General features: G+C 30.1%; 18 protein-coding genes and 1 rRNA gene. All 19 read left to right on the top strand.

The genetic code is table 11. The annotated features are described in order from the left end of the window. Positions 1 to 36: 36 nt before the first annotated feature. Positions 37 to 1,587: a DUF3794 and LysM peptidoglycan-binding domain-containing protein gene (locus I2H23_RS11800; protein ID WP_092921538.1), complete on the top strand. Its 1,551-nt coding sequence runs from the start codon at positions 37 to 39 to the stop codon at positions 1,585 to 1,587. Between the two features lie 111 nt (positions 1,588 to 1,698). Continuing rightward, positions 1,699 to 2,580: a 4-(cytidine 5'-diphospho)-2-C-methyl-D-erythritol kinase gene (gene ispE, locus I2H23_RS11795; protein ID WP_092921536.1), complete on the top strand. Its 882-nt coding sequence runs from the start codon at positions 1,699 to 1,701 to the stop codon at positions 2,578 to 2,580. Then, positions 2,573 to 3,253: a GntR family transcriptional regulator gene (locus I2H23_RS11790; protein WP_092921534.1), complete on the top strand. Its 681-nt coding sequence runs from the start codon at positions 2,573 to 2,575 to the stop codon at positions 3,251 to 3,253. The genes ispE and I2H23_RS11790 overlap by 8 nt, the downstream gene beginning before the upstream one ends. A gap of 180 nt (positions 3,254 to 3,433) precedes the next feature. Next, positions 3,434 to 4,090, top strand: a complete 657-nt coding sequence (spoIIR, locus tag I2H23_RS11785) for a stage II sporulation protein R (protein WP_092921532.1) — start codon at positions 3,434 to 3,436, stop codon at positions 4,088 to 4,090. 15 nt (positions 4,091 to 4,105) lie between these two features. Next, complete coding sequence (locus I2H23_RS11780) at positions 4,106 to 4,621, top strand: cell wall hydrolase (RefSeq protein WP_166506122.1); 516 nt, start codon at positions 4,106 to 4,108, stop codon at positions 4,619 to 4,621. Between the two features lie 140 nt (positions 4,622 to 4,761). Then, positions 4,762 to 5,829 carry a D-alanine--D-alanine ligase family protein gene (locus I2H23_RS11775; protein ID WP_092921530.1) on the top strand — a complete coding sequence of 356 codons (1,068 nt, stop codon included), beginning with the start codon at positions 4,762 to 4,764 and terminating at the stop codon, positions 5,827 to 5,829. 14 nt (positions 5,830 to 5,843) lie between these two features. Then, positions 5,844 to 6,653, top strand: coding sequence for a glutamate racemase (gene murI / locus I2H23_RS11770; RefSeq protein ID WP_166506305.1), 810 nt, complete (start codon positions 5,844 to 5,846; stop codon positions 6,651 to 6,653). A gap of 61 nt (positions 6,654 to 6,714) precedes the next feature. Beyond that, positions 6,715 to 7,131 (top strand): DUF1934 domain-containing protein, encoded by a 417-nt coding sequence (locus tag I2H23_RS11765; protein WP_092921526.1) that lies wholly within the window; start codon positions 6,715 to 6,717, stop codon positions 7,129 to 7,131. A 180-nt stretch (positions 7,132 to 7,311) separates the two neighbouring features. Further along, positions 7,312 to 8,697, top strand: a complete 1,386-nt coding sequence (gene tilS, locus I2H23_RS11760; protein ID WP_092921524.1) for a tRNA lysidine(34) synthetase TilS — start codon at positions 7,312 to 7,314, stop codon at positions 8,695 to 8,697. A 31-nt stretch (positions 8,698 to 8,728) separates the two neighbouring features. Beyond that, on the top strand, positions 8,729 to 10,675 hold the full coding sequence (ftsH, locus tag I2H23_RS11755) for an ATP-dependent zinc metalloprotease FtsH (protein WP_195581676.1): 1,947 nt from the start codon (positions 8,729 to 8,731) through the stop codon (positions 10,673 to 10,675). A 336-nt stretch (positions 10,676 to 11,011) separates the two neighbouring features. Then, a complete protein-coding gene (locus tag I2H23_RS11750) occupies positions 11,012 to 11,989 on the top strand; it encodes a biotin--[acetyl-CoA-carboxylase] ligase (protein ID WP_195238350.1) in 978 nt (325 codons plus the stop codon). Next, positions 11,982 to 12,941, top strand: coding sequence for a P1 family peptidase (locus tag I2H23_RS11745; RefSeq protein WP_195238348.1), 960 nt, complete (start codon positions 11,982 to 11,984; stop codon positions 12,939 to 12,941). The genes I2H23_RS11750 and I2H23_RS11745 overlap by 8 nt, the downstream gene beginning before the upstream one ends. A 156-nt stretch (positions 12,942 to 13,097) precedes the next feature. Further along, the gene (locus I2H23_RS11740; RefSeq protein ID WP_243248295.1) at positions 13,098 to 13,697 is read left to right on the top strand and encodes an ECF transporter S component; all 600 of its coding nucleotides are present in this window, start codon (positions 13,098 to 13,100) and stop codon (positions 13,695 to 13,697) included. A gap of 18 nt (positions 13,698 to 13,715) precedes the next feature. Beyond that, positions 13,716 to 14,486, top strand: a complete 771-nt coding sequence (locus I2H23_RS11735) for a type III pantothenate kinase (protein ID WP_092921516.1) — start codon at positions 13,716 to 13,718, stop codon at positions 14,484 to 14,486. A 142-nt stretch (positions 14,487 to 14,628) separates the two neighbouring features. Further along, positions 14,629 to 15,603: a tRNA dihydrouridine synthase DusB gene (gene dusB, locus I2H23_RS11730; RefSeq protein ID WP_195581696.1), complete on the top strand. Its 975-nt coding sequence runs from the start codon at positions 14,629 to 14,631 to the stop codon at positions 15,601 to 15,603. Positions 15,604 to 15,705: 102 nt separating this feature from the next. Then, the gene (gene greA / locus I2H23_RS11725) at positions 15,706 to 16,185 is read left to right on the top strand and encodes a transcription elongation factor GreA (protein ID WP_092921514.1); all 480 of its coding nucleotides are present in this window, start codon (positions 15,706 to 15,708) and stop codon (positions 16,183 to 16,185) included. Positions 16,186 to 16,202: 17 nt separating this feature from the next. Then, the gene (gene lysS / locus I2H23_RS11720; RefSeq protein ID WP_092921512.1) at positions 16,203 to 17,732 is read left to right on the top strand and encodes a lysine--tRNA ligase; all 1,530 of its coding nucleotides are present in this window, start codon (positions 16,203 to 16,205) and stop codon (positions 17,730 to 17,732) included. Positions 17,733 to 18,088: 356 nt separating this feature from the next. After that, positions 18,089 to 18,274 (top strand): hypothetical protein, encoded by a 186-nt coding sequence (locus tag I2H23_RS11715; RefSeq protein ID WP_092921510.1) that lies wholly within the window; start codon positions 18,089 to 18,091, stop codon positions 18,272 to 18,274. 221 nt (positions 18,275 to 18,495) lie between these two features. Next, a 16S ribosomal RNA gene (locus tag I2H23_RS11710) occupies positions 18,496 to 18,823 on the top strand; the annotation flags it as partial.

Here is an 18,823-nt window from a genome sequence, read left to right as displayed (position 1 = left end):
AGTGTGATAGTTTTATTTAATACAGGGGGGACGAAGATGGAATTAATTAAAGATGTAATTAAAGTAGATAATAGAATAGACTTCGGTAAATTTCAAACGTTTATAGAATCAGAGGTAGTTGTACCAGATAAAAAAGCAGATGTATATGACATTATAAAAACAGAAGGTTACATAGCAATTAAAAAAATAGAGGTGGCAGATGGCAAAATACATTGTAGAGGAAGTTTCAACTATAATGTAATATATATAACAGATGATAAAAATACTGTTTCTAGTGTAGATGGAAGAATTGATATAAATGAAGTTATAGAAAAGGATAATATAGTCCAAGACATGGAATATATGTTATATCCTGAAATTGAACATGTTGATTGTACTATTATGAATGAAAGAAAGATAAAAGTTGGTGCTCTTATGAATGTAAGAGGTAGCTTATTTGACAAAAAGAGATTAGATATAGTTAAAGATGTATCTCAAGTTGAAGGGATACAAAAACATAGAAAAGAGATAAGTTATCAAGACATTATAGGTATAGAGAGAACAGAAAGTGTAATAAGGGATACTATAAATGTTAATACAGAAGAAATACAATCTATAATAAGTTTAAATCCAAATGCTAGGATAAAAGAAACTAGGATAGCAGACAATAAAGTAATCGTTGGTGGGGTACTAGAAGTAAACCCGTTGGCTTGTACATATGATGGTGAACTAGTAGAGTTAGATAGAATTGGTATAGATTTTACACAATTTATAGAGGTTCCTGGAGCTTGTGATGGTATGAAAGAAGAAGCTATGTTATTTATGGGAGATTTTAACCATACATTTAAGCAAAATGGAGATAGTAATACGGGTATACTAGATATAGATTGCACAGTTAGTAGTAAAGTTAAAGTAACAGATGAAACTACGAGAGAGGTATTACAAGATGCGTACTCTCCTCAAAAAATACTAAAATTTGATCATAGAGCTATAGATGTAAATAAAATATTATACAGTGGAACAGAAAATTTTGTTGTAAAAGAAAGCATAAAGAATGATAAAGATGATATACAAATAAAGGATATAGTTAGTGTTTGTCCATCAATATCAATAGAAAATGCTTATATAGAAGATAACAAGAGTGTTATCCAAGGTATAGTAAGAGTAGATATTCTTTATGTTCCAGTGGAAGGGCTAAAAATGGTTTATAGAATAAGTGAAGAAATTCCTTTTGAACATGATATAGAGATAGATAGATTAACAGATACTTGTAAGGTATTTAATACAGTTAGTATAGAAAAAATAGATGTAGACTTAAATAGAGATGAAATAGATATTAATATGAAAATAAAGAGATTTATAGAGGGTATAGATAAGAAATCAGAAAGTTTTATAATAAAAGGTGATGATTTAGGAATTTATGATTTATCTAAGGCTCCAAGTATAATAGTTTATATATGCAAAGAAGGAGATAGTCTTTGGAATATAGCTAAGAAATATAATACTACAGAGGAAGAGATAGCAGAGGTTAATGAGATAAAAGTTGATGAACCATTAAGACCAGGAAAATGTTTAATATTAGAAAAGAAGGTCGTTTTAGCAGATTAAAATATATTGTAAAAAATAAAATAATAGGGGGGACAATCCCCTATTATTTTATTTTTTGTAGTATAATGTTAATAGCTGAGAATACATTATACTATATACAAGGAGGATATGATGAATTCTATAGAATTAAAAAGTAGAGCAAAAATTAATCTATCTATAGATGTGCTAGGAAAAAGAGACGACGGGTACCATCTAGTAGAAATGATAATGCAGACAATTGACTTGTATGATGTTATAAAGATAAAGCAATTAGATACAAATGACGTCGTTATAAAGAGTAATAGTAGCCATATACCACTAGATAATGACAATATAGTATACAAAGCTATTGAACTTTTAAGGCAAAGATTCAATATAAATAAAGGGATTGAGGTATTTATAGAGAAAAATATACCTGTAGCAGCAGGTATGGCAGGTGGGAGTTCAAATGCAGCAGCAGTATTAGTTGGACTTAACAAACTATGGAAATTAAATTTAACAGAGCAAGAGTTACAGGAGCTAGGTTTAAAGTTAGGAGCAGATGTTCCATACTGTATTTCTGGGAAAACTGCATTAGCAGAAGGAATTGGAGAAAAACTTAGTTACATAAAAGGGCTGCCTAAAAATATAAGTATACTTATATGTAAGCCTAACCTATTTGTGTCTACAAAAGATGTATATCAAGGTTTAGACTTAAATAATATAGAAAATAGACCTAATAATAAACTTTTAATTGAGTGTCTAGAAAAAGGGGATATAGATTCCTTATCAAAAAATATGTCAAATGTATTAGAAAATGTAACTAGTAAAATTCATAAGGAAATAAATGAAATAGAAGAAATAATGATGGCTAATAGTGCTTTAGGTTCTATGATGAGTGGTAGTGGACCTACAGTATTTGGATTATTTGATAAATCTGAAAATGCACTAAAGTGTAAAGACATACTATTACAGCAATATTCTCAAGTATATGTTGTAAGCAGTAGTGAAAAAGGAGTTGAAATTTGTGGATAACTTAACTAAATTAAATCTAGATGATTATAAGCCACTAAGAGATGTAGTATTTGAAAATCTTAGAGAAGCAATAGTAGAAGGAAAGTTAAATCCAGGACAAAGATTAATGGAGGTTCAGCTAGCAGAACAGTTAGGCGTAAGTAGAACTCCAGTTAGAGAAGCTATAAGAAAACTTGAGTTAGAAGGGCTTGTTGTTATGTTACCTAGAAAAGGTGCTTATGTAGCTAATATGTCATTAAAAGATATAATAGACGTATTAGAAATAAGAGCAACACTAGAAGGGTTAGCATCATCTTTAGCAGCAGAAAGAATAAATCCAGAAAATATAAAAGAACTTGAAAAAATAGCGAAAGAATTTGAAGAAAGTGCTAAAAGCTCAGATGTTGATGCCCTTCTTAAAAAAGATGTAGAATTTCATGAGTGTATATTTAAATCAACTAACAATAAAAAACTTCATCAGTTGATAAATTCTTTATGGGAGCAAGTATACAGATTTAGAGAGACATACATAGCTGATTATGAAACAGTGAAAAATATAATAGATGAACATAAAGCTATTGTAGATGCAATAAAAAAGGGAGATAATGAACTTGCTAAGAAATATGCTAAAGAGCATATTGAAAAAGCAGAAAACTTTATGATAGAAAGAACAGTGAATAATAAAGAAATTTAAAAGAAGGTAAAACCTTCTTTTTTTATTGTAACAAAATAAAAAAATTTCTATTTTTTATAAACAAATTAAAAATAGAATTCTTATGTGTGATATAAAGTAATTTAAAATTCAAATGCAAAAGTATAAAAAAGTGCAGATTGGATATACTCAAAATAGAAATATTTTGAGGGGGAAATAATTATGAATAAGATAAGGATAAGATTGATAATATTAGTATTAAGTCTTATAGGCGTTATAAGCCTAATGACACTAACTATAAATGGAGAGGTCAAAAATATAAATTCATTATCAGAAAATTATAAAGATAAGTTAATTAGATTTCATGTTATAGCAAATAGTGATTCAGATGAAGATCAAGAACTAAAGCTAAAAGTAAGGGATGCGGTTATTGAGTATCTTCAACCTAAACTATCAAAATCAAAAAATATAAGCCAAAGTGAAGAAATAATAAAGAATGAATATGACCAAATAGAAAAAATAAGTGAGAATATTATAAAAGAAAATGGATATACTTATGACATAAAGGTAGGGATAGAATATAGTAATTTTCCAACTAAGCAATATTCAAGTGTAGTTCTTCCAGCAGGGGAATATAAGGCTTTGAAGATAGTTATCGGAGAGGGAACAGGCAAAAATTGGTGGTGCGTAATGTTTCCACCTTTATGTTTTATAGATGAAGAAAATGGAGTTATAGATAAGGCTACAGATGAAAAGTTAAAGGAAGTATTAACTGAAGAAGAATACAATTTAATAACTCATAAAACTAAAGAAGAAGTTAGTAGAGTAGAAGTTAAATTTAAAATAGCAGAAATCATAGATTCAATATTAAAAAACTAAAGGAGTGACATAAGAATGGGCAGGTGCTATAAATCTATAGTATCGTTAATTATTTTATTCTACATGTTGTTATGTACGAATGTGGTACTAGCAGAAGGAAAAGATTTAGGAACAAGTGAAGTACCTACTGTAGAAGAAGGTATTACCAAAAAACAAGAAAAGGAAGTTTTAAACATAACAAATGATGAGCTTTTATTGTTATCTAGATTAGTGTCAGGAGAAGCCAGAGGAGAATCTTATGAGGGTCAGGTAGCAGTAGCGGCAGTTGTTATAAATAGAGTAAAAGATCCTAGATTTCCAAATACAATAAGAGATGTTATATATCAGAAAAATGCTTTTTCTGTTGTAAATGATGGTTCAATAAAAATGGATCCAACAGAAAGTGCATATAAAGCAGCAAGAGAAGCTTTATATGGAACCGATCCAACTAACGAATCTATATATTTTTGGAATCCAGATATAGCCACTTGCAAGTGGATAAAAACTTTGAGTCCTCATATGAGAATAGGGAACCATGTGTTTGCAAAATAATAGTGAAAATTGATGAAAAATGCGCAAAAAGGAGCTTGGCTCCTTTATTTTTTTGTTATAATGGACTATAATAATCATTTAGATAGTAAAATGCATATAATATTTGAATTAGAAAATAAACCAGAAAGGTGAGATTGTTAATGAGCAAACTTAATGTGGCTTTAATATTTGGTGGAAAATCAGGAGAGCATGAAGTTTCTTTATCTTCAACTGCTTCAATATATAAACATATAGATAAAAATAAATACAATGTATTCACAATAGGGATAACTAAAGATGGAAGATGGATGTATTATGAAGGTAGTGAAGAAAACATAAAAAATGGACAATGGGAGAATTTGGCTAATAAAAATGTTGAAATAAACCTTATACCTGTTGGAAATAGAGAAGTAGGTATAAAATTTGAAGATGGAAGATTTGAAAAGATAGACGTATTATTCCCAGTTTTACATGGACCATATGGAGAAGATGGTAAAATACAAGGATTATTTGAGATAAGCCAAATACCATATGTTGGTTGTGGTGTTTTAGCTTCAAGCGTTGGTATGGATAAACTTGTATGTAAAAAAGTATTCTCTCAAATGGGATTACCCCAAGTAAATTATACTTATACAACTAAAATAGTATTTAACAATAACACAGAAGAAGAACTAAACAAAATAGAAAGAGAGCTAGATTATCCTGTATTTGTAAAACCTGCTAATTTAGGTTCAAGTGTTGGTATATCTAAAGCAACAAATAGAAAAGAACTTTTAAATGGAATAAATGAAGCTTTAAAATTCGATTCAAGAATAGTTTTAGAGCAAGGTGTAGATGCAAGAGAAATAGAAGTTTCTGTTTTAGGAAATGAAGAAGTTAAGGCTTCTATAGCAGGAGAAATAAAGCCAGCTAAAGATTTCTATGATTATGAGGATAAATATATAAACGGAGCATCTACTTATGAAATACCAGCTAAAATAAGTGATGCAGATATGGAAAATATAAGAAAGATGGCAGTAGATGCATTTAAAGGAATAGATGGTAAAGGACTTTCAAGAGTAGACTTCTTTATAGACAGAAAGTCAGGAGAAATATTCATAAATGAAATAAACACATTACCAGGGTTTACTAATATAAGTATGTATCCTAAAATGTGGGAAGTAACAGGATTAGAATATTCTAATCTAATAGATAAATTAATAGAGTTAGCAATAGACTCTAAGAAGTAAAGCAGGTGTTTATGATGAGTGATAGACCTATAGGGGTATTTGATTCTGGATTAGGTGGATTAACAGTCTTAAAAGAAATAATGAAAATCTTACCTAATGAAAATATAATCTACTTTGGGGATACAGCAAGGGTTCCCTATGGTCCTAGATCAAAGGATACAGTAATGAAATATACCTTCCAAGCAATAAACTTTTTAATATCTAAAGGTGTAAAAGCTATTGTTATAGCTTGTAATACAGCTACTGCTAGATGCTTAAAAGAGGCTAATGAAAAATATGATATACCTATAATAGGTGTTATAGAAGCAGGAGCTAGAACAGCTGCATATTCTACAAAAAATAAAATAGTAGGTGTTATTGGAACAGAAGGTACGGTACGTTCTAAAACTTATAATGCAGAAATAGCTAAAATAGATAAAGATATAAAGATAATAGATAAGGCTTGCAATTTATTTGTGCCAATAGTAGAGGAAGGTTGGGCAAATACAGAAATAGCTAGACTAACAGCTGAAAAATATTTAGAAGAGCTAGTTAATGAAGGGATAGACTCTTTAGTGCTAGGATGCACTCACTACCCAATATTAAAGAGAACTATTGGAGAATATGTTGGAGAAGATATTAAATTAGTGAATCCAGCTAAAGAAACTGCTATGGATTTGAAAAAAGTACTAGAAGAAGAAGATATATTAAGAAAAGATGGTAATGAAAGAGCATATTATGAATACTATGTCTCTGATATACCTGAAAAATTCGCTAGTATAGCCACAGAGTTTATAAAAAGAGATATAGATAATGTAAATCATGTTGAAATACAAAAGTACTAATCAACAAATATAAACTTTAGATATTATCTAAAGTTTATATTTGTTTTAGGAGGAAAAAGAAGTGAATGCTAAAATAAATATAGTTACAACACAATATGAAAAGAAAAGAGTACTAGATACTATTAGACAACAGGCTGATGCAAACATATACTATAAAAATGAAGATTTATATGTAGTTTATAAGGAAGTGGAAATGGATAAACCAACTACAACAACTATTAAAATATCTGATAATAAGGTTAGTATAAAGAAGTTCGGTGAAGTAAATTCTACTATGAATTTTGAAAAGGGAGTTGTAAATGAAAGTAAATATAGAACTCCACAAGGTTTATTTATAATAGAGACTAAAACAAGAGATTTAAAAATAGATAAAAAAGCAGAAAACTGCATAAAATTAAATATAGATTATGACATAAATATAATGGATTTGTTTAACGGTAGAAATAAAATAGATATTTTGTTAGAAATTAAAGAATAATAGAAATATATAAATTTTATAAAGGTAGTTAAAGTACTACCTTTTATTTAATTTATTTGGTATTATAATAACTATACTAAACTTTGAATGTTTTAAAAAACGTACAAGGGTTTATAGTTTTTTTATAGAAACTTTATACATAAAAAGTTACTAAAAACTAGATGTAAGAGGTATTAATATATGATATTTGAAAAAGTACTAAGTACTATAAATAAATATAATCTAATAGAAAATGGAGATAAAATAGTTTTAGGACTTTCTGGGGGACCAGACTCTGTTTGTCTATTACATATACTTTATAGACTAAAAGAAAAACTAGATATAGAAGTATATGCAGCTCATTTAAATCACCAAATAAGAGGTATAGAAGCACAAAAAGATGCACTATATATAACTCAACTTTGTGAAAATTTAGGAGTAACATCCTTTGTTAAATCTATAGATGTACCTAAGTACTGTAAAGAAAATGGTTTATCTGTAGAAGAAGGTGCAAGAAAACTTAGATATGAAATGTTTGAAGAAATAAAGCAAAAGACAAAATCTAATAAGATAGCTATAGGTCATAACTTAAATGATCAAGCAGAAACTATACTTATGAGAATAATGAGAGGGACTGGACTTCAAGGATTAAGAGGAATAGAATATATAAGAGACAACAATATAATAAGACCTATATTAGATATAGATAGAAAAGATATAGAAGCTTATTGTGAAGAATACGAATTAAATCCAAGAATAGATCATACAAATCTAGAAACTATATACACCAGAAATAAAATAAGATTAGAACTTATACCATATATGAAGGATAATTTTAATCCAAATGTAATAGAATCTATAGTAAGAATGAGTAATAGTTTAAAAACTGACAGCGATTATATCCAAGAAGAATCAGAAATTAAATTTAAAGAAGTTTCCAATTTACAAGAAGATGCCTGCGAAATAGATATACAAAAGTATTCAAAACTTCATGATGCTATCAAGGTAAGGGTATTAAGAAAAGGTATAAAACATATACTTGGAGATACTAACTTTGTAGACCAAAAGCATATAGAAGACATTATGCAATTAGAAGATAATAAAAAGATAGATAAAATGATAACCCTTCCAAGGGGGATATTTGCATATAGAAGAAAAAATACTATACTATTAATTAATAAAGAAATAGTTAACGAAACTATAGAGTTTTGTTATAATTTACCTAGTAACGGTTTTATTAAAGTAAAAGAACTTAATTTAGTTTTAGAAACTCAAACAATGAATATAGATAGATATAAGAGTATGAAACTAGATAAGAAATCTAAAGGTTTTGATTTTGATAAAGTAAAAGGGGGTATAGTAGTAAGAAGTAGAAAAGAAGGCGATAAGATAAAGCTTTCAGCAGGAAGCAAAAAAATAAAAGACTTATTTATAGATTTAAAAATACCTAGAGAAGAAAGATGCAATGTACCTATAATAGTAGATGAGCAAGGTATCTTATGTGTAGGTGATTATAAAAATAGTGAAAATTACAAAATAGACAATAGTACAAAGGAAGTCTTAAAGATTACCTTTAAGAAAATATAGAATAAAACGATATAGGAAAGGAGGACTTCTTTTGAATAAATTTTTCAAGGGAATAGGTTTCTACCTACTAATATTTATAATCATAGTAGGAATAGTACAGTTTTCAGGAAAACCTACTGAAAAGATAGAAAATATGCAGTTCTCTAAGGTATATAGAGAATTAGAAAAAGGAAATGTATCAAGAATACATTTTGTTGATGGGACTGCAGTAGAAGGAACTATAAAAAACTCTAACGTAAAGTTTAGGTCATATGTTCCAAAAGAAGTAATGGGAGATAAATTAGCTAATGAAATCTTAAGCCAAGCTATGGAAGGTAAATTAGTGTTTGGTGGAGAGCCAAGACCATCAACTCCTTGGTTTGTAGAAATGTTACCGACACTATTATTAATATTCTTCATGGTAATAATATGGTTTGTCTTCATGAATCAGTCTCAAGGCGGAGGCGGAAAGGTTATGAACTTCGGTAAGTCAAAAGCTAAAGTTCATAAAGATGACGAAAAAACTAGAGTTACATTTAAAGATGTAGCAGGTTTAAATGAAGAAAAAGAAGATTTACAAGAAGTTGTAGACTTCTTGAAAAACCCTAAAAAGTATATTGATTTAGGAGCAAGAATACCAAAAGGTATACTTATGGTAGGTCCTCCGGGTACAGGTAAGACTTACTTATCAAGAGCAGTTGCAGGAGAAGCAGGAGTTCCATTCTTTAGTATAAGTGGTTCTGACTTCGTTGAAATGTTTGTTGGGGTAGGGGCATCTAGAGTTAGAGACCTATTTGAACAAGCTAAAAAGAATGCACCAGCTATAATATTTATAGACGAAATAGATGCTGTTGGTAGAAAAAGAGGAGCAGGTCTTGGTGGAGGTCATGATGAGAGAGAACAAACACTTAACCAACTTCTAGTTGAAATGGATGGTTTTGGTGTTAATCAAGGAATCATAATAATGGCTGCAACTAATAGACCAGATATACTTGATCCAGCATTACTTAGACCAGGAAGATTTGATAGACAGGTAGTTGTAGGAGCACCAGATGTTAAAGGTAGAGAAGCTATATTTAAGGTTCATTCTAAGAATAAGCCATTAGCAGATGATGTTAATATTGAAGTTTTAGCTAAGAGAACACCTGGATTTACTCCAGCAGATATAGAGAACTTAATGAATGAGGCTGCTATATTAACAGCTAGAAAAAGAGAAAAGAAAATCCAAATGGAAACAATAGAAGAAGCTATAACAAAAGTTATAGCAGGTGTTGCTAAGAAATCTAGAGTAATAAGTGAACCTGAAAGAAGACTTACAGCATATCATGAAGCAGGTCATGCCGTTTGTGCGCACGTACTTGAACATGTAAGTCCAGTTCATCAAGTTACAATAGTACCAAGAGGAAGAGCAGGAGGATTTACTATGCAACTTCCTGTTGAAGATAAATTCTACGCAACAAAGAATGAAATGAAAGAAAATATAGTTGTCTTACTAGGTGGTAGAGTTGCTGAAGAATTAGTTTTAGATGATATATCTACAGGAGCATCAAATGACTTAGAAAGAGTAGCATCTACAGCTAGAAGTATGGTTACTAAATATGGAATGAGTTCAAAGCTTGGACCTATGGCATTTGGTGATCAAGAGGATGAGGTATTCCTAGGAAATAGCTTCAATTCTAAAAAGAATTACTCAGAAGAAATAGCTTATGAAATAGATAAGGAAGTAAGCAGAATAGTTGATGAAGCTTATGCTAGAACTAAAAAATTACTACAAGATAATATGGATAGTTTAGAGTATATAGCTCAAGCATTATTAGTACATGAAACTTTAGATGCAGAGCAATTTATAAAAGCTTTTGATAAAGAATTGCCTTTAGAAAATAATGAATCTAAAGTTGATACAACTGCTATAACAACAGAAGAGTTTGAAGTAAAACATAATAACCTAGAAAATACTACAAATGAAGACACTACTCAAAATGATATAGATAACAAGTAGTATAAGAAAGAACCTTGATTAATCAAGGTTCTTTTTTATACTATAAATCTATAATGCATTTAGTATATTAATAAAATATAAAATTAAAGCTAATGTAATAGGTTATAAATCTTTTTATAATGAATGGTGATATTTTTATTCTTATTGAATAGATAAAGCTTTAGAGTGTTAAATAAATAGTTATTTTATTAGAATACTAATTAATGTAGTGTTGATTAAAAATAAATTAAAATTATAAGTTATTTGAAATGTGAAAATATTAATAGATAATGTATAATTAGTTATAAATTAAAAAGTAATATGGTTGTATAAATGTTATATAGATAGAGGTGAAGGATGAGAAAAAAGATAATACAAGAAATATTAGATAATAAAAGTAAATTTATTTCAGGGGAAGAATTATCTAAAAAATTAGGAATATCTAGAGCAGCTGTTTGGAAACATATAAAGTCTCTTAGAGAAGAGGGGTATAATATTGAATCGGTAAACAAGAAAGGATATAGATTGATAGAAAAGCCTGATGATTTACTTACTTATGATAATATATACCATAATCTACATACTAAAATTTTAGGTAAGAAAATTATTCATTTCGACACAATTGATTCTACAAATGATTATGCTAAGAAGATAGGTAATGAAGAGTCTGAAGGTGCGGTTATTATAAGCGAAGAGCAAACAAAAGGTAGAGGTAGGCTAGGTAGGAATTGGCATTCTAATTCATATGAAGGAATATGGATGAGTATAATACTTAAACCAAATATAGTTCCATATAAGGCACCATTCATAACATTAATAGCAGGAGCAAGTATAGTGGAAGCTTTAAATAAGCTAGGTGTAAATGCTAAAATCAAATGGCCAAACGACATTATATTAAATGAAAAAAAAATATGTGGAATATTAACTGAACTATCCGCAGAAATAGAAAGAATTAATCATATTGTCTTAGGTATTGGAATAAATGTAAAAACTATGGAGTTTTCCCAGGAAATATGTGATGTAGCTACATCTCTATATAAGGAAAATTATATTGTATCTAGAGTCGATATAGTAAGGAATATATTATTAGAATTTGAAAGTCTGTATCTAGAGTATATAAATAATAATTCAAAAGAAAAAGTTTTAGATATTTGTAGAAGACATTCAGCTATAATTGGAAAGGAAATATACACCATAAGAGGCGAAGAAAAAGAATTAGTTAGATGTTTAGATATAAATGAAGAGGGAAATTTAATTATAAAGAGAAATGATGGTTCTATTAAAGAGATTATATCAGGAGAGATTTCTATAAGGGGGATTAAAGGATATGTATAACAATATTTTAGATGTAAAAGGTATAAAAGTAGGTCAAGTTCAAGATACTGAAGGGTTAACAGGATGTACTGTTGTTATATGTGAAGAAGGTGCTACATGTGGAGTAGATGTTAGAGGTTCAGCGCCGGGTACAAGAGAAACTGATTTATTAGATCCTATAAATATGATACAAAAAGTACATGCAGTTGTTCTGTCTGGTGGCTCTGCATTTGGATTAGAATCTACATGTGGAGTAAGCAAATATTTGGAAGAACATAATATAGGGTTTGATGTTGGAGTAGCTAAAGTACCTATAGTAGTTGGAGCTGTATTATTTGATTTAATAGTAGGGGATCCAAAATGTAGACCAAATATAGATATGGGGTATAAGGCTTGTGAAGTTGCCACAGATAAAGAGTTAAGACAAGGTAATTATGGTGCAGGATGTGGAGCTACAGTAGGAAAGATAAGAGGACCAGAATACTGTATGAAAGGTGGAATAGGAAGCTATTCTATAGAATTAGAAAATGGATTAGTTGTATCTGCATTAGTTGCTGTAAATGCTTTTGGAGATGTGTATGAAGATGGGAAATTAATAGCTGGGGTTTTAGATGATAGTAAAAAGAAAAATCTTAGCACTTATGATATTTTGAAAGAAGGATTCTCAAAAGGTGGATTTAGCATAGATAACACTACTATAGGGGTAGTTGTTACTAATGCTAAGCTGGATAAAGCAGGGTGCAAGAAAGTATCTCAAGTGGCACATAATGGTTATGCAAAATCTATATTCCCTATACATACACCTCATGATGGAGATACAATTTTCACAATGGCTACAGGGGAAATAGAGTCAGATATAACTTTAGTTAGTTCTATAGCTACAGAGGTTGTAGAAAAAAGTGTAATAAATGCAATAAAAAATGCAAATTCTATAAAGAATATACCTTCATATAAAGAAATAATAGGAAACTAAGAATTGTTGACAATGTTATTTCCTATTGATACAATTATTCTTGTTACAGCTGGCATCCTTGAGATATAGGAGCCTGACTTGATATCAAGGGAATTAAAAAAACTAAATAATTTAAGAAGTCCGGCATCTTTATGAGCTGGAACGGAGGTGTATTTTATGAACGTGCAAACAAAAGCTACAAAAAATGTGAACGTAAGAAAGATGGCTATAATAGGTGTGCTTTCCGCAGTATCTATTATGATGTCAATGATACCAGGGATAGGGTATATACCTATAGGACCCACTAATGCAACTATAATGCATGTACCTGTTATCATAGGTTCAATTATAGAAGGTCCTATAGTTGGAGCTACAGTAGGGTTTATATTTGGTCTGACTAGCCTTATAAAGGCATTGAATCAACCTACGATAACATCTTTCGCATTTATTAATCCACTAGTGTCTATACTTCCAAGAGTGTTGATAGGAATACTAGCGTATTATATATATGAATTCGCCATGAAGTTAACTAAAAAAGCATCTATATCAGGATTATTAGCCGGAGGATTAGGTTCTATAATAAACACAGCAGGTGTTTTAGGCATGATTTATATCTTATATGGAGCTAGGTTTGCTGAAGTAAGTGGGGCAAGTGCTTCTACTGCAGGAACATTTATATTTACTCTTGCAGCAACAAATGGTATACCTGAAGCGATAATTGGAGCTTTAGTAGTATCACCTGTTATAATGGCCCTAAAAAAAGTCATCAAAAGGTAGAAAGAAGGTTAATAATAAATGCTTTTAGTATTTGATGTTGGAAATACCAATATGGTTTTAGGTATATATAAAGAAAAACAGTTAATAAAAGACTGGAGAATAAACACAGACAAAGAAAAGACGTCTGATGAATATGGAATGTTAATAAGTAACTTATTTAAATTTGATAATATAGATATAAATGAAATAGAGGATATAATAATATCTTCAGTTGTACCAAATGTAATGCATTCTCTTGAAAATTTTTGTATAAAATACTGTAACATAAATCCTAAGATAGTTGGTCCTGGGATAAAAACAGGATTGAATATAAAATACGACAATCCTAAGCAAGTAGGGGCAGATAGAATTGTAAATGCTGTTGCTGGTATAGAAAAGTACAAATATCCACTTATAATAGTTGATTTTGGAACAGCTACAACATTCTGTGCTATATCTGATAAAGGTGAATACTTAGGAGGTACTATAGCTCCAGGGATAAAGATATCAAGTGAAGCTTTATTCCAAAGAGCATCAAAACTTCCTAGAGTTGAACTTATAAAACCAGGAACTACAGTATGCAAAAATACTGTATCAGCTATGCAAGCTGGAATAGTTTATGGATATGTGGGATTAGTTGATAAGATAATAGAAATGATGAAAAAAGAACTTGATTATGAAAACATAAAAGTTGTTGCTACAGGAGGATTATCAACTCTTATAGCATCAGAAACAGATTCTATAGACTATGTAGATAAATACTTAACTTTAGAAGGATTAAGATTAATATACGAGAAGAACAAAGAATAGAGGGAATTGGGTTATTTGCCCAATTCTTTTTTTGAATAAATCAATTTCAAAATATGTATCTAAATTATGAATTTTGTGATAATGAATTAATTTATGGATATATATAAATAATAAAAATACATCATATAGGAGGAGACAAATGATAAAAATAGGAAATTTAGAGCTTGAAAATAAAGTCTTTTTATCGCCAATGGCTGGTGTAACAGACTTACCATTTAGGCTTATATGTAAAGAACAAAACTGTGGAATGCTTTATACGGAAATGATAAATGCTAAGGCATTATGTTATGATGATGAGAATACTAAAAAAATGCTTAAAATAGAAGATGTAGAGCATCCAGTAGCAGTTCAAATATTTGGCTCAGACCCAGAGTTTATGGGAAGGGCTGCTCAAATAATGAATGAATACCCAAATGAAGTATTAGATATAAATATGGGATGTCCAGCACCTAAAGTTGTTAAAAATGGTGATGGATCAGCTCTTATGAAAAATCCTAAGCTCGCTGAAGAAGTTTTAAAGGCCGTAGTTAAAAATTCAGATAAGCCAGTAACTTTAAAAATAAGAAAAGGTTGGGACGACAATAGCATAAATGCAGTGGAGATAGCTAAAATAGCAGAAGCTTGTGGTATAAGTGCTTTAGCTATACATGGTAGAACTAGAGAACAATATTATTCTGGAAAAGCAGATTGGGATATAATAGGTGAAATAAAGAAAAATATAAGTATACCTGTCATAGGAAATGGAGATGTATTTACAGTAGAAGATGCTAGAAATATATTAGACAAAACAAATTGTGATGCTATAATGATAGGTAGAGGGGCTCAAGGTAACCCATGGATATTCAAGAGAATAAATCATTACATGCAAACTGGTGAGATATTACCAGAACCAACATTAGAAGAAAAGATAAACACTTCTATTAAACATTTAGATTTAGCGGTAAAAGAGCATGGAGAATATGTTGCTGTAAGAGAAATGAGAAAGCATATAGGTTGGTACCTAAAAGGACTTAAAAACTCTGCTAGAGTTAGAGATGAAATAAATAAGATAGAAAGCCATGAAGAAGTAGTATCTAAGCTACGTGAGTATATGGAAGACTGCTTGACATTGAAATAAGAGTAACTTATAATATAGCGCATAAATTAAAAATGTATATTTTGAGCAAAATTTAAAAATTGGGCTTATGCCCAAATACATAGTGAAGGAGTTGTAGGGGTCATGGAAGATAAGAAAGAAATACTGTTAACTCAAGAAGGATTCGATAAGTTAGAGGAAGAAGTAGAGTTTTTAAAAACTGTAAGAAGAAGAGAAGTTGCTGATAGAATAAAGGTAGCTATATCTTTTGGAGATATATCTGAAAACTCTGAGTATGATGAAGCTAAGAATGAGCAAGCTCAAGTTGAAGAGAGAATAATGAAGTTAGAAAGTATGATAAGAAGAGCTGTTATCATAGATGAAAGTCAAATAGATGTTAATGTTGTTACTATAGGTTCAATAGTTAAAGTAAACGATGTTGAATTTGATGAAGAAGTTGAATATACAATAGTAGGTTCAGCAGAAGCAGACCCATATGAAGGAAGAATATCAAATGAATCTCCTGTAGGAAAAGCTCTTTTAGGAAGAACTATAGGAGATGTTGTAGAAGTACAAGTACCAGACGGAGTTGCTAAGTTTGAAATATTAGAAATAAAAAGATAATATGGGAGGTAAAACAAATGAATAATGATCAACAAATGAATAATGATCAAACTCAAGAAGAACTTAGTGAAGTTCTTCAAATAAGAAGAGATAAGTTAGCTAAGCTACAAGAAATGGGAAGAGATCCTTTCCACCAAAGTAGATATGACAGAACTACTAACTCTATGGAAATAAAAAATAACTTTGAAGAATTTGAAGGAAAAGTAGTTAGAATAGCTGGACGTATAATGAGTAAGAGACTTCAAGGTAAAGCAGGATTCATCGATATACAAGATCAAGATGGAAGAATACAATGCTACGTTAGACTTGATAGAATAGGTGAAGAAGAGTATGCTATATTCTCTACATATGATATAGGAGATATAATAGGGCTTGAAGGTGAAGTATTCAAGACTAAAAAAGAAGAAATCTCTGTAAAAGCAAATGAAGTTGTTTTATTATCTAAATCACTTCAAATATTACCAGAAAAATATCATGGATTAAAAGACCAAGATTTAAGATATAGACAAAGATATGTTGACTTAATAGTTAACCCAGAAGTTAAAGATGCTTTCTTAACTAGAACTAAAGCATTAAAAGCTTTAAGATCTTTCCTAGATGAAAGAGGATTCTTAGAAGTTGAAACACCAATATTAAATACTATAGCTGGTGGGGCTAATGCTAGACCTTTCATAACTCATCACAATACACTAGATATACCTATGTACATGAGAATTGCCAACGAATTATACTTAAAGAGACTTATAGTTGGTGGATTTGATAAAGTATACGAAATGGGTAGAATGTTTAGAAATGAAGGTATGTCTATAAAGCATAACCCAGAGTATACTGCTATAGAATTATACCAAGCTTATGCAGATTACACAGATATGATGGATATAACTGAAAATGTTATAGCTTATATGGCTGAAGCTGCTACAGGAAGCATGAAGGTAAATTATCAAGGAACTGAAATAGACTTCACTCCTCCATGGAGAAGAATGACTATGGAAGACTGTGTTAAAGAATATACTGGTGTAGATTTCTCAAAAATAGACACAGATGAAGAGGCTTTAGCAGTTGCTAAAGAAAAAGGAATAGAAATAACTCCTGGAATGAGAAGAGGAGAAGTTATAAATGCAATGTTCGAAGAATTTGGAGAAGATAAGTTAATCCAACCTACATTTATAACTCACCATCCAGTTGAAGTATCTCCACTTGCTAAGAGAAATGTAGAAGATCCAAGAAAAACAGATAGATTCGAAGCATTCGCAAATAAGTGGGAATTAGCTAACGCATTCTCTGAGTTAAATGATCCAATAGATCAAAAAGAAAGATTTATGGACCAATTAAGAAAGAAAGAATTAGGAGATGACGAAGCTTGTGATATGGATGAAGATTTCGTAAATGCTCTAGAAGTAGGTCTTCCTCCAACTGGTGGATTAGGAATAGGTATAGATAGAGTTATGATGTTATTAACAAATTCTCCATCTATAAGAGACGTAATTTTATTCCCAACAATGAAACCAATAGATAACTCTACAAGCAACAAAGCAGACGAAGAATAGATTATGAATAAAAACCCTATAAAATAGCTTTTAAAAGCTATTTTATAGGGTTTTTATTTTGATTTAATGATAATTAAGGTTTAAATATAATATAGCGCTTACAACTAGAAGTAATGTATTTTAAGCGTTAAAAATCTTATTTACTATGCAAAAAATTGATAAAAGATTAAATAATAAAATATAATTTTTAGCAAGAATCATTAAAAAAATATACAAAATAGTGAAGAATATAGTATCCCAATGGGAGAAAGGATATTAAAAAAATAAAAAATGAAGATATATAGATTAATTTTTATAAAGGAAAGCTTAATAAAAATATAGAAAAATACATAAAATTAAGTTTAGGGGGAAATAGTATGTTTGGGGTTATGAATTGGATATGTTTAATATGTGTTAGTTTATTAGTTGGAGAAATTATGATTTATTTTTGCAAAGATGTAATAAAAATTTTAGATTTAAGTAAAAATAAAAAAGCTAGAAGTGTTGAAATTACTAAAGCTAGAGAACAAGTAAATATATATGAAACTAAGATAGCAAAATAAAATTAAAAAAAGTTTTGAAAAAGTGTTGACGTTATAAAAATAAGGTGGTATAGTATTACTTGTCCTTAAGAAAAAGGCAAAACGAAAAACACAAAATAAAGTGTAAATAAGAACTTTGAAAATTAAACAGTAGGTTAATTTATAATAACTGATTCTTAAAAGAATCGAAAACAAACCAAGCCAGATATTCAGATAATGATAGTCTGAGCAGGTAACAACTTTTATTTGAGAGTTTGATCCTGGCTCAGGATGAACGCTGGCGGCGTGCCTAACACATGCAAGTCGAGCGATTTACTTCGGTAAAGAGCGGCGGACGGGTGAGTAACGCGTGGGTAACCTGCCCTGTACACACGGATAACATACCGAAAGGTATGCTAATACGAGATAACATGAGAAAGTCGCATGGCTTTCTTATCAAAGCTCTGGCGGTACAGGATGGACCCGCGTCTGATTAGCTAGTTGGTAAGGTAACGGCTTACCAAGGCGACGATCAGTAGCCGACCTGAGAGGGTGATCGGCCACATTGGAACTGAGACACGGTCCAAACTC

The organism is Romboutsia sp. BSD2780061687b_171204_C1 (assembly GCF_015560225.1).
Lineage (GTDB): Bacteria > Bacillota > Clostridia > Peptostreptococcales > Peptostreptococcaceae > Romboutsia_C > Romboutsia_C hominis.
The sequence above is the reverse complement of the archived record's forward strand: the minus strand, read 5'-3'. Positions and strand labels throughout refer to the sequence as shown.